The sequence below is a fragment of the Xanthomonas campestris pv. campestris str. ATCC 33913 genome (assembly GCF_000007145.1).
In the GTDB taxonomy this organism is placed as follows: domain Bacteria; phylum Pseudomonadota; class Gammaproteobacteria; order Xanthomonadales; family Xanthomonadaceae; genus Xanthomonas; species Xanthomonas campestris.
Genome location: NC_003902.1, coordinates 2,927,375 through 2,940,113 on the forward strand (window position 1 = coordinate 2,927,375; position 12,739 = coordinate 2,940,113).

The 12,739-nt window shown below is 64.2% G+C and carries 6 protein-coding genes; 2 read left to right on the forward strand and 4 right to left on the reverse strand.

Translation table 11 applies throughout. The features are described from left to right. Positions 1-163 precede the first annotated feature (163 nt). From XCC_RS12815 to XCC_RS12825, 3 genes are read right to left on the reverse strand one after another with little or no spacing between them, the layout of a single operon-like run. Positions 164-1,840 carry an alpha-amylase family glycosyl hydrolase gene (locus XCC_RS12815; protein WP_164923336.1) on the reverse strand — a complete coding sequence of 559 codons (1,677 nt, stop codon included), beginning with the start codon at positions 1,838-1,840 and terminating at the stop codon, positions 164-166. Next, positions 1,837-3,315: an MFS transporter gene (locus tag XCC_RS12820; protein ID WP_011037603.1), complete on the reverse strand. Its 1,479-nt coding sequence runs from the start codon at positions 3,313-3,315 to the stop codon at positions 1,837-1,839. Before XCC_RS12820 ends, XCC_RS12815 begins: the two co-directional genes overlap by 4 nt. Next, the gene (locus XCC_RS12825; protein ID WP_011037604.1) at positions 3,312-5,504 is read right to left on the reverse strand and encodes an MGH1-like glycoside hydrolase domain-containing protein; all 2,193 of its coding nucleotides are present in this window, start codon (positions 5,502-5,504) and stop codon (positions 3,312-3,314) included. The genes XCC_RS12820 and XCC_RS12825 overlap by 4 nt, the downstream gene beginning before the upstream one ends. A 242-nt stretch (positions 5,505-5,746) precedes the next feature. Here XCC_RS12825 and XCC_RS12830 point away from each other — a divergent pair, with 242 nt between their 5' ends. Together XCC_RS12830 and XCC_RS12835 are read left to right on the forward strand one after the other, a co-directional pair. Continuing rightward, positions 5,747-7,825, forward strand: a complete 2,079-nt coding sequence (locus XCC_RS12830) for a glycoside hydrolase family 97 protein (protein ID WP_011037605.1) — start codon at positions 5,747-5,749, stop codon at positions 7,823-7,825. 323 nt (positions 7,826-8,148) lie between these two features. Beyond that, entirely contained in the window at positions 8,149-10,911 is a 2,763-nt protein-coding gene (locus XCC_RS12835) for a TonB-dependent receptor (RefSeq protein WP_012438010.1), read from the forward strand. 793 nt (positions 10,912-11,704) lie between these two features. On the opposite strand, the gene XCC_RS12840 is transcribed toward XCC_RS12835, so the two are convergent. Further along, positions 11,705-12,685 carry an IS5-like element IS1646 family transposase gene (locus XCC_RS12840; RefSeq protein WP_011037607.1) on the reverse strand — a complete coding sequence of 327 codons (981 nt, stop codon included), beginning with the start codon at positions 12,683-12,685 and terminating at the stop codon, positions 11,705-11,707. Positions 12,686-12,739 lie beyond the last annotated feature (54 nt).

The window sequence follows — 12,739 nt, forward strand, 5'->3', positions numbered from 1 at the left end:
AGCGGGAAGCGGGAATCGTTGGAGCATGCGTCGCGCGGATGAGTCGCCATCGTTGTTGGTCGCGACCTGCTGACGCTATTGCAGCCGACTGATGCCTTTGTAGGAGCGCACTTGTGCGCGATGAGGCGTCACCGATAACGCCGCATCGCGCGCTGGCGCGCTCCTACTTGTTGCGTGCATCGCGCGCGGCCTGGTCCGCCATCTGTGCGTCCAGCTGCTTGCGTAGGGCGACGTCGGTCACCGGCGCATCCGACAGCAGCACGCGCACGCCATGCGCCGGCACCTGCAGCGTCACGCGACCTTGCACCTGCACCTGCTCGCCACTGAAGGCGTCGCGCCAGCTGCCGGGCTGCAGCAAGCGGGACACCGCAATGTCCGCCGCCGCGTCGCCCTTGTTGAGCAAGACCAACGCGGTCTGCGTCATGCCCGCATGCTGGTAGACGCGCAGGAACGCTGCCTGGTCGCCGCGCAACTGCAGATCCACCTGCACGCCGCGCTGCAGGGCCGGGGTATTGCGCCGCAAGGTCGCGATGCGCTGCAGCGGGCCGAAGATCGGGCTCTGCGGTGCGTTGCTGACGCGCTCTTCGCCAAAATAATTGCGATTACCCGCGTGTTCGGCGCGCCCGCGCATGAAGCCGGTTTCCGAGCCGTAATAGATCACCGGAATGCCGCGCGCGGTGAACAACCAATTGTGCGCATCGATGAAGCCGGTATCGCTGGCATCCAGGCGCGCCATGTCGTGGTTGTCGTAGAAGCTCATCAACTCGTACGGGTTGCCATACGGGCCTTTGCGCAGATACAGCGGCGTGGCGAGCTGTTCGAAGCCAGCCTGTTTGTGGCCGAACACGGCGGATAGCTGCTGTTTGAGCGGGAAGTCCAGCACGCTGACGCCGGCGTTGCGCGCCCAGGTGTGGCCGGCGATCTTGGCCGGGTCGTAGTCGAAGGCTTCGCCAAACATGAAAACGCCCGGGCGTTTCTCGCGGATCCGCGCTACGAAGGCATGCCAGAAGCGGTCTGGCATCCAGCCGATGGTGTCGATGCGAAACGCATCGGCACCCTGCTCCATCCACTGCAGGTAGGCGCCGGCTAGATAGTCCAGCACAGCCGGGTTGTCTTCATTGAGGTCCGACAATTCCGCCAGGCCGCCGCTGGTGTTGTAGAACGCGTGCAACGGGTTGTGCGCCGGGTCGAGCTGTGCGGGTGCGAGGTTCTGATGATCGGCAACCAGGCGGCCCTGTGCGTCGTAGAGCTTGCCAAACCCGGGCTGCGCCACCGGCATGCTGTAGGCGGGCGAGCCGTGGTTGCCGACGATATCCAGCACCACCTTCAGGTCATTGGCGTGCATGGAGCGCGTGAACCCGGCGAAATCCAGCCCCGGGCTGGGGATATGTTCGTCGAGCCTGTAAAAATTGACGCCCCAATAGCCGTGATAACCGGTCTTGCCGTGATCGCTGAGCGTGCTCTCGCAGGTGATGGGCTTGCCACCGGTGAACGCTTCGTCCGGGTTGTCGACGATCGGGGTGATCCACACCGCGCCAAAGCCGAGGCCGCGAATGTAGTCGGCATGATCGACGATGCCCTTGAAGTCGCCGCCGAGGTAACCGATGTTGTCGCCCACGCCACCGTCGCACGGTGTGGGCACATCGAAGCTGCGATGTGCGCCGCCCTGGTCGCGGTGATCGTTGCCCGTGTCGCCGTTGACGAAGCGATCGGTGACCACGAAATACACCGCATCGGCGGCGAACGGTTCCAGGGTGCCGTAGTAATCACCGGGTGCAGGCGCAGCGCAGGCTGCTCCCGAATAAAGCAGCATGGCTGCCATCAAGACGCTGCGCATCATTGCCCTCCCTGGGCGCTTGGGACCCGCACCACGCACACACCGGCCACGATCAGGCTCAAGCCGCCGATCGCCAGCGCGTAGATCGGTTGCCCGCCCAGCCACACGCGGAGCACGAAGCCCAGGGCGCTGGCGGCAACCAATTGCGGAATCACGATAAAGAAATTGAAGATGCCCATATACACGCCCATCTTGGCGGCGGGCACGCTGTCGGACAGCAGTGCATAGGGCAAGGACAGGATCGAGGCCCAGGCAAAACCGACGCCCAGCATCGACAGCAGCAGCCAGTACGGGTCGCGGATGAACAGCATCGACAACAACCCCGCCGCACCCAGCCACAGGTTGCACAGGTGGCTCCAGCGCAGCCCGATCGCACGCACCATCAGCGGGATGACGGTGGCGGCGAGCGCGGCAAAGCCGTTGTAGGCGCCGAACAACACACCCACCCAGTTCGCCCCGTCGTTGTAGGCGGCCGAGACGGTATCGCGTGCGCCGAAATGCACCTGCGGCACTGCCGCGGTGGTGTAGATCCACATCGCAAACAGCGCAAACCACGAAAAGAACTGCACCCAGGCCAGGCGCCGCATCGTCTGCGGCATGTGGCGCAGATCGTGCATGATTGCGACCAGCATGCCGCCACGCGGCAGCACGCGCGCCAACGCCAGCAGCACGCCATAGGCGATGCACAGGCCCGCCAGCACGTACAACATGCGATCGCCGTGCTGCCAGGCGATGGCAGCGGCCAGCAGCAACCCGCCCAGACACCACAGCACGCTGGCCTGCAGGCTGGGTTGATCGGTGGCGGCCAGTTGCGCGGCAGCCGGTGCCGGCGCCGGTTCAAACGCCGCCAGCTCGGCCGGGCTGTATTCGCGCGTGCGCAGCACCGTCCAGCTGATCGACAGGAACAACACCGCCGCACCTAGGTAGAACGCGTAGCGCACGCTATCGGGCAGCTCGCCGGCAGGTGCAGTGTTGTCTACGCCCCAGCGCGTCAGCAGCCAGGGCAGAAAGCTCGCCACAATCGCGCCGACGCCAATGAAAAAGCTCTGCATCGCGTAGCCGCTGGGGCGTTGCTCGGCCGGCAGCTGGTCACCGACCAAGGCGCGGAATGGCTCCATCGAAATGTTGATGGACGCGTCCAGTACCCACAGCGTGCCGGCTGCGATCCACAGCACCGGCGCGTTGGGCATCACCAGCAACGCCAGCGTGGTGAACACCGCACCGATCATGAAGTACGGCCGGCGGCGGCCCCAGCCGGTCCAGGTGCGGTCGGAGAGATAGCCGATGATGGGCTGCACGATCAGCCCGGTCAGCGGCGCGGCAATCCACAGCCCGGGCACATCGTCGACCTGCGCGCCCAGCGTCTGGAAGATGCGGCTGGCATTGGCGTTTTGCAGTGCAAAGCCGAACTGGATGCCGAGGAATCCAAAGCACATGTTCCAGATCTGCCAGAAACTCAGCGTTGGCTTGGCCTTCATGGCGCCGCCTCCGCTGAGGCGACCGGCCCGACCAACAAGGCGCTCACCGTGGCCTGATTTCGCACACCATCCTCGCCGCCGCGCCCGCCGTTGTACGCGGCAAAATGCGCAAGTGCGCTCATGTTGAAGCCTTCCTCCAGACGTAGCGTGCAGCGCTGCAGTGCCGGCAGATCGAACACCACGTGCGTGGACAGCTGCTCACCCACGCTATGCGGCATCACGATGGTGCGGGTCTGCGGCGCATGGCCCGGGCACTCCAGCTGCAACCGTTTCACCGCAGCGGTGATGCCGGTATTGATCGGGCCGTTGTCATTGCGATACCGCAGTGCGATGCGGTGACGCCCGGCACGTGCGGGTTGCCACGCCCACTGCGCAGCGCCGGGCAGCGCCTGCATCGGGCCAACGGTGACCGTGGGGCTATGCAGTGACTCCAGACCGTCAGCGCGACGGGTCAGGCTGAGGTCGTGCAGCAGGCCGTCGTCGCTCAGGTCAAACCGTGTGCTGGCCTCTACCGCGCGGCCATCCAGATACAGCGTGGTGCCGGCAGGAATGGCAACGCGCAGGCCATCGCCATGCGGTTGAACATGCGGCGCAGGCGGCATTTCCGGCGCGAATACCTGGGCGGGTCGCGGTGGTGCCTGCATCTCCGCGGCACGGCCAACCAGTTGCACACGCGTGGTCTGCCCTTGGTGTTCGATGCGCCCGGCGACCAGCAGATCGCCATCAACATCGCGGCCTTCGGGGCGTACCAATACGTAGCGCCGCGCACCCTGTTCAAGCACGATCTGGGTACGGTCGCCGAACAATAGCGGCACCAGCGAACGCGGCAGCTTGGGCGTCACACTGCCATCGGCAGCAACGCCGAACACGCCTTCCAGCACCGCCGACAGGTACCCGGCCACCGACCACAGCTGCCGTGGCGAATTGACCACCGGGCCGCTGCGCGCTCCCTCCTCCACATGCACGGCAAGCGACTGCATCTCGTAGTTTTCCATGTTGGAACCGGCCAACGCGCTTGCGCGCATCAGCGATTCCAGTTGGAGTGCAATCCGTGGTGCGTTGTCGAGCGTGCGCGCGGCGCGCAGCGCATAGGCACTGACAAACGGCCACACCGCGCGGTTGTGATAGATCGGCTGCATGCGTTCCTGCGGCCACACCACGGGCGTGCCGCCGGCCACGGCCGGATAGCGGCGCATCGCCTCACGCGCTCGCTCGGGGGGAAACACATCGGCCAGCACACCCAGCGACAGCCCCAGCATGTCCACCTTGGCGTAGCGCACCGGGTGCGCCGCACTGCCAAGATAGCTGACGTACTGCTGCTGTGTTGCATCCCAGAAACGTGTATCGATGGCCTGCCGTAGTTGCGCGGCCCAGCGCGCATATTCGCGGGCCCGCGCGTCGCCACGCTGCCGCGCCAGCTGCTCGGCCAGGCGCAGGGCCTGGTAATGCAGCACATTGGTCGACAGCGCGAAGGATTCGGCGATGAAGCGCACATCCTCGCGCGTCCATGCAGGATAGGTCTGCTCGCGCCAGTCCAGGAACGAGGTTTCGCCGCGATAAAGACCCATATCCGCATCGAAGACCGCGTCGCGGTCCTGTGCCACGGTGGCCTGCAATGCGCTCCAGACTTCGTCGGCAAACGCGCGATCTTCGAGCAAGCCGCGTGCGGCCAGAAACCACACCACGCGGTCGCTGCTGATCGGCCAACTGCCACCGGAGCCGGTGTCCTGCGCAACAAACAGGCCCGGCGTGCGTCCATCGCGCGCCTGCGACAGCTTGAATCGCAGCGAGGTGCGGGTGCGCTCCGGCTCCAGCCGCGCCAGCGCGAGATCGGCGGCAAAGCTCACATCGCGCGTCCACACATACGGCCAGCGCTCGCCGGTTTCAAAGCACGCGCAGGCTACCGGCTTGCCGTGATTGAAAGCGGGATCGCGGATCGCCTCCACGCGGTCGTCGGCCAGTTCCTGTTGCGCCAGCGCGAACAACCCATCGAACACCGGGCTGGCGGTGTCGGTGCGCATCGGTTGTGCGGGAATGCGGCGTTCGCCCTGCGGCCAGCGCAACAAAAAGCCACCATCGTCCAACGCCTGCGCTTGCGCCCGGCGTCCTTGAAACTCCAGTTCATCGGCCGCTACCGGCGAACTTGCGGCGACGCCCAGCGTCGCTGCCATGCAGATCATCTTCAGCATCGAAGCGGCGAGACAGCTTGCGCCGTCGGCCTCCCTCCCTCGTTGCACGCGTTGTGATGCGTGGCAGTGCCTGCCACGGCCGCGGCCCCTCCCAGGTACCGTGGGCAACATGGTAGTGCCGCACTCCACGGTTCCGCACCCCTGCATACGTATTCATGGCCACACGCCGCACGCAGCACAACGCCTGCACGCAACGGCGCGGCATAGTCGGCGCTTGTGCAACGGTGACCTTGGGAGGGGATATGCCGCTGTCTTCGCGTCGAGTACGCTCGACATTGGGTGCCGCGTGGATCGCGCGCCTGCTGGTGATCGCCACACTGGGCGGCGCCGCTGCCACTGCCCAGGCCGAGGATGCGATCGACGTTGCCTCGCCCGGCAAGATTTTGCAGGTGACCGTGGAAGTGGATGGCGGCACGCCGTACTACCGTGTGCAGCGGCTGGGTGAGCCGGTGGTGGAGCGCTCGCGGCTTGGATTTCAGCTGCGCGATGGGCGCCTGGATCGCGGCCTGCAGGTGCTGTCGCAGGCGCGCAGCAGCCACGATGACACCTGGGAACAACCCTGGGGCGAAACCCGGCTGGTGCGCAACCACTACAACGAATTGCGCGTGAGCCTTGGCGAGCGCGAGGGCGCGCAACGGCGCTTCGATGTGATCGTGCGTGTGTACGACGACGGGCTCGGCCTGCGCTATCACTTCCCTGCGCAAGCCGCGCTGCGCGAAGCCATCATCGACGAAGAAGTCACCGAGTTCGCCATTGCGCAGCCTTCCGAGGCGTGGTGGATCCCCGCCGGCGAGCCCATCCACTACGAATACCTGTATCAGCGCACGCCGCTGAACGAAGTGGCGCTGGCGCATACGCCGCTCACGCTGCGCAGCCGCAACGGGCTGCACGTGGCGCTGCACGAAGCCGCGTTGGTGGACTACGCCGGCATGTGGCTGCGCCGTACCGAAGGGCAGCGGCTGCGTGCCCACCTCTCGCCCGCCGCCGAGGGTTGGAAGGTACGCCGCACCCTGCCCTTCGATACCCCGTGGCGCACGCTGCAGATCGCCGATCAGGCCACCGGCCTGGTTGAATCCAACCTCATTCTCAACCTCAACGAACCAAACGCCCTGGGCGATGTGAGCTGGGTCAAACCGTCCAAATATGTCGGCGTGTGGTGGTCGATGCATCTCAACCAGCAGACCTGGGCCACCGGCCCGAAACATGCGGCTACCACCGCCACGACCAAACGCTACATCGACTTCGCCGCCGCGCACGGCTTTCGCGGTGTGCTGGTGGAAGGCTGGAATCCCGGCTGGGACGGCGAGTGGTTTGGCAATGGCGGCAGCTTCGATTTCACCAGAGCAACGCCAGATTTCGACCTGCCTGCGCTGAGTAGCTATGCCGCCGGCAAGGGCGTGCATCTGATCGGCCATCATGAAACGGGGTGTGCGGTGGACCATTACGAAGATCAGATTGCCGAAGCGATGGATCTGTACGCCCGTTTCGGCGTGGATTCGGTCAAGACCGGCTATGTCTGCGACGACGGCCAGGTGGAGCGGCGCAATCCGGCCGGTGGCACGCCGTTGCGCGAATGGCACGACGGTCAGTGGATGGCGCGCCATCACCTGCACGTGGTGCAGGAGGCAGCCGAGCGCCACCTTGCAGTCAATGCGCACGAGCCGATCAAGGACACCGGCCTGCGCCGCACCTATCCCAACTGGATTTCGCGCGAAGGCGCGCGTGGCATGGAATACAACGCCTGGGGCCAGCCGCCCAATCCGCCCGAACACGAAGTCAACCTGGTGTTCACTCGCCTGCTCGCCGGGCCGATGGATTACACGCCCGGCATCGTCAGCCTCAAGGGCCGCAATGGCCAGGCGATTCCCAGCACGCTGGCACGCCAGCTGGCTTTGTACGTGACGCTCTACAGCCCGATCCAGATGGCGGCCGATCTGCCCGAGCATTATCTGCAGCACCGCGATGCGTTCCGTTTCATTGAGGATGTGGCCGTGGACTGGGACCAGACCCGCGCGTTGAATGGCGAGGTGGGCGACTACGTCACCATTGCGCGCAAGGACCGGCATAGCCGCGACTGGTTCCTGGGCAGCATCACCGACGAACATGGCCGCCTGTTGCAGGTGCCGCTGGGGTTTCTGGAACCGGGCGTGCGCTATCGCGCGCAGATCTACCGCGATGGCGATGACGCCGGCTACGTGCACAACCCGTTCGCCTTTATCCGCGAAGAACGCCAGGTCAGCAGCATCGACACGCTGGAACTGCGGCTGGCACCCGGTGGTGGCCAGGCGATTCGCTTCGTGCCGATGGAGTCAGCGCCCTAATGCAGTTGCTGCGCGGGCGTGCCTTGCCTGCGCAGTGCTGCCATCGGTTGCACCAAGCGCCTTGCTGACCGGCGTTTGCAACCTGCAGCCTTCGCTGCAGCGCAGCGCAAGCACTCGCCACTCGATGACGCATCAGTGGAATCGATTTCAGCAGCGTAATCGCCGTTGAATACGTATGCAGGCCGCGTTTGCATGCAAGCGCGGTGTCTACCATACGTTGCAGTCGCGAGAATGCGTGATCGCCGTCCTGGCGCGCGATGCAGCACATCCAGGCAATTGCCGGATCAAAACATCAAAGAACAACATGTACCTGGGAGGGGAAAATGTTGAACCACAAGCGCACCGCGCTGAGTATCGCCATGGCAGTTGCCATGGCACCGACGTTGGCCGCCGCACAAACGGCAGCCCCGTCAGACGCACCCGCCAGCACCCAGCAGAACGCCGGTGCAGTGACCGAATTGGACAAGGTGCAGGTCACCGGCCTGCGCCGCGCGATCGAAGGCGCCATTTCGGTCAAGCGTGATTCCACCTCGATCGTGGAAGCCATCTCGGCCGAAGACATCGGCCGCCTGCCCGATGTGAGCATTGCCGAATCGCTGGCGCGCCTGCCTGGCCTGGCCGCGCAGCGCGTCGCCGGCCGCGCACAGGTGATCAGCGTTCGTGGCCTGTCGCCGGATTTTTCGACCACCCTGCTCAATGGCCGGGAAGTGGTCAGCACCGGCGACAACCGCAGCGTGGAGTTCGACCAATACCCGTCCGAACTGGTCAGCGGCGTCACCGTGTACAAGACGCCGGATGCCGGCTTGGTTGGCCAGGGCCTGTCGGGTACCGTGGACATGCAGACCGCCCGCCCGCTCAGCTACAACGAGCGCGTGATCGCCATCGGTGGCCGCTACCAGCGCAATTCGCTGGGCAAGGCCGCCAACGTGGACCCGTACGGCAACCGCTTCAACGTCAGCTACATCGACCAGTTCGCCGACCGCACCATCGGCCTGACCATCGGCTACGCGCATACGGACATGCCGATCCAGGAAAACCAGGTCGGCCTGTACGAACCCTGGCAGCAGGTCAATGCCCAGCGGCAGCGCCCGGGCGTGGCAGACGGCGTGTATTTCTCCGACGGCATCAAGGCGTTGCGCCGCACCGGCAACCAGAAGCGCGATGGCGTGATGGCGACCCTGCAGTACCGCCCGTCCAACGCCTGGACAAGCACGCTGGATGCCTTCCACACCGAAGCCGAGCAGATCGATACTGCCAACCAGTTCGAGCTCAACCTCAGCAACTACAACGGCGGTTACACGCCGGGCCTGAACATCACCGACGTGCGCGTCAACGACCGCAACACGTTTCTCGGCGGTAACGCCAGCGGCGTGTACCCGCTGGTGCGCGGTATGTACAACAAGCGCGAAGACAAGATCGACGCATTCGGCTGGAACAACGAGATCACCGCAGGCGCGGTCAAGATCATCGCCGATCTCAACTACTCCAAGGCCACGCGCGACGAACTGAATCTGGAGAACAATCTCCAGCTCGCGCCGATGCCGCAGCTGGACACCGTTGGCGTGGCGGTGAACGGCAATGGCTTCTCGCAACTCAGCCCGGGCCTGAATTATTCCAACCCCGATGCGCTGTTCCTGACCAACACCATCTATGGCTCCGGCTACGGCAAGGTGCCACGGGTGGAAGACGTGCTCAAGGGCGCGCGCCTGCAGGCCAGCTTCCCGATGCCTGAAGCACTGAGCTGGTTCTCCGATCTGGACGTGGGCGTGAACTACGCACACCGCGAAAAGCAGAAGACCCAGCCCGAAGGCAACATCACGCTCGGCGCGCAAGGCGAAGCCACCGTGGCTGCCGACCTGCAATACGCCCCGGTCAATCTGGGTTTTGCCGGCATCGGCGCTCTGCCCGCCTGGAACGTGCCGGCCACGGTCTCGCGCTACATGCTGTTCAACCCCAGCGATGACGCATCGTTCCTGGTCTCCAAGGCCTGGACGGTCGAAGAAAAGATCACCACCGCCTGGCTGCGCGCCAACCTGGATACCGAGTGGGGCGTGGTCGGCGTGCGCGGCAATATCGGCGTGCAGCTGCAGAGCGCCGATCAATCCTCGCAGGCCAATTACTGGGATGCCTCGCAGCCGGTCGGCAGCGAAGTGCGGCCCATCGACGACGGCAAGACCTACCGCGACTGGCTGCCCAGCCTGAACCTGGCGTTCCAGTTCCCGTATGAGCAGACCTTGCGCTTCGCATTGGCCAAGCAGGTCGCCCGCCCGCGCGTGGACCAACTGCGTGCGTCACTGGAATTCGGTGTCGACACCTCCACCGGCCGGCCCGGCGCCAGCGGCGGTAACCCCATGCTCGACCCGTGGCGCGCCAACGCCCTGGATATCTCCTACGAGAGGTACTTCGCCGATCGCGCTTATATAGCGGCCGCCTTCTTCTACAAGGACCTCAAGAGCTACATCTACACCCAGAGCCGCGACAACTACGACTTCTCCGCACTGGTGGCCGGCTACGTGCCACCGCCCGGCTCTGCACCGGTACTGACCACCGGCACCTTCAGCGCCCCGTTCAACGGCAAGGGCGGCACCCTGCGCGGCCTGGAGCTCACCGCCTCGCTGCCGCTGGACCTGGTGTTCGCCCCGCTGGAAGGCTTCGGCATCCAGGCCAGCGCCACCTTCAACGACAGCGACGTGCAGATCCGCGACCCGGAAAGCGCCTCCAGCGTGGGCGACGGCGCCATCAGCCTGCCCGGCCTCTCCAAGCGGGTGTACAACCTCACCGCCTATTACGAGCACAAGGGCTTCGAGGCACGCGTAAGCCAACGCCGGCGTTCGGACTTCATCGGCGAGATCGGCAACTTCAACGGCAACCGCACACTGCGCTACGTGGTCGGCGAGAACATCACCGACGCGCAGATCAGCTACAACTTTGCCGACACCAGCAGCCTGGCCGGCCTGACCCTGCTACTGCAGGCCAGCAACCTCAGCAACTCGCCGTACCGCACCTACGCAGAAACCAAGGACCGCCCGCTGGAATACATCGAATGGGGCCGCACCTTCGTGCTGGGTGTGAACTACAAGTTCTGAGTGGCTGGCATCACGTGCGTGGGACCAAGCGCCTGAAGCGCCAGCGCGATCTGGGCTGAGTATCGCAGCCCAGATCCGCCGGCCACATTGGAAGACGAACGACACAGTGCAAGCTGCAGCGATCACAAGCCGCAGCAATACAAGCCCCTCTCCCCTGGGAGAGGGGTTGGGGTGTGGGTACGGGACAGCCACTTCGGCACAGATCGCAAAGTAGCGCTACACGATTGACATTGCTTTTGACGAAACAAGCAACGACCGGACAATCAAATGTGTCACGCCGAACGATATTTCTATTTCGGCCCCGCATAAAAAAAGACCCGTGGAGATCAAACCGGCGAGTCTTTCTTTGAAAGTCTTCGCAACGAAATCAACGTCATGAAATCGTGCAAGCCAACTTGCAGCGCAGACACACCTGCACAATCCACACACCGAAAGTCACCCGGCATAAGACCGGCTTCATACCGTGCGCCGCACACGTGCGCTTGGCACCACGCTTACAAAGGCAGCAAGGTGTTTTTAAGGAAGAACCGTAGCGAGTCGCCGCCGGCCATAACACCGCGTGCTAGCAAAGCCAGCTGACGGATCGGAAGCCGCTTCAGAAACCTATCCATTCCTGATGACGCCTGCCACTAAAAAATGAGATAGAAATGCCACGGCAGCGATCATCGAACGACCTAAGGATGGTCTGATCAACGGCGTCGGAGGATGAGCCCAACTACATCGGCCAGGCTGACGGCGCTCAGATCCTCGATTTTTTTGCCGTTTCCGGCGCGTTTGCAGGGTGTTGCCTGCGTTACAGGCGCACGCTCCCCATAGCAGGCAATAACTGCTTTCGCTTCATCCACAGGTTTGACAGCGCAAACAGCGTCAGCACCTGCGCGGTGTTCTTCGCCAGGCCGCGATAGCGGACCTTGGTGTAACCGAACTGGCGCTTGATCACCCGGAACGGATGCTCCACCTTCGCGCGCACGCTGGCCTTGAAGTGTTCCCAGCGCTGTTCCCGAGCACGCTCCCGCTTGTTGCCGATGGCTTGAAGCACCGAACGCTTGGCAGCAATGAAAAATGCAGCCTCGCAGTCCTGCAGTTCTTCGCGCTTATCCGCACCGGTGTAGCCGCTGTCGCCAAACACGCTGTCTTCTTTGCCATGCAGCAATGCGTGCGTCACCGTGACATCGGCGACGTTGGCGGCTGTGCAATGGACGTGGTGCACCAACCCGGAAAATTCATCCACGCCGATGTGCGCCTTCATCCCGAAATACCACTGATTGCCCTTCTTGGTCTGACGCATCTCAGGGTCGCGCGCATGGTCGGTATTCTTGGTCGAACTGGGCGCCGCGATCAGCGTCGCATCGACGATCGTGCCCGACCGCAGGCTCTGGCCCTTGCGCGCCAGATGCGCGTTGACCGCTTCCAGCATCCGCGCGGCAAGGCCATGGGTCTCCAGCAGGCGGCGAAAGTTGAGAATCGTGGTCTCGTCCGGAACGTTGTCCAAGCCACCGAGCTGGGCAAACCGCCGCAAGGTCGGGATCTCGTGCAGCGCTTCTTCCATCGCCGGATCGCTCAACGCATACCACTGCTGCAGCAGATGAATCCGCAACATCGTCGCCAGTGCGTACGGCTGCCGACCTGGCCGGCCCGACACGGGATAGTGCGGCGCGACCAGCCCGAGCAATTGCTGCCACGGGACGACCTGCTCCATCTCGGCCAGGAAGATCTCCCGGCGCGTCTGCTTGCGCTTGCCCAGGCCCTCAGCGTCACCGAACGTCAGTTGCATGGATCACCCCTCAACATCAGGCGGGTAGTGTCGCGTATCTGTGGTGCGTTGTTC

Bases quoted from the DNA above. Each gene is read 5' to 3' on its own strand.
- XCC_RS12815 (WP_164923336.1), bottom strand. From the start codon at position 1,840: ATGATGCGCAGCGTCTTGATGGCAGCCATGCTGCTTTATTCGGGAGCA.
- XCC_RS12820 (WP_011037603.1), bottom strand. From the start codon at position 3,315: ATGAAGGCCAAGCCAACGCTGAGTTTCTGGCAGATCTGGAACATGTGC.
- XCC_RS12825 (WP_011037604.1), bottom strand. From the start codon at position 5,504: ATGCTGAAGATGATCTGCATGGCAGCGACGCTGGGCGTCGCCGCAAGT.
- XCC_RS12830 (WP_011037605.1), top strand. From the start codon at position 5,747: ATGCCGCTGTCTTCGCGTCGAGTACGCTCGACATTGGGTGCCGCGTGG.
- XCC_RS12835 (WP_012438010.1), top strand. From the start codon at position 8,149: ATGTTGAACCACAAGCGCACCGCGCTGAGTATCGCCATGGCAGTTGCC.
- XCC_RS12840 (WP_011037607.1), bottom strand. From the start codon at position 12,685: ATGCAACTGACGTTCGGTGACGCTGAGGGCCTGGGCAAGCGCAAGCAG.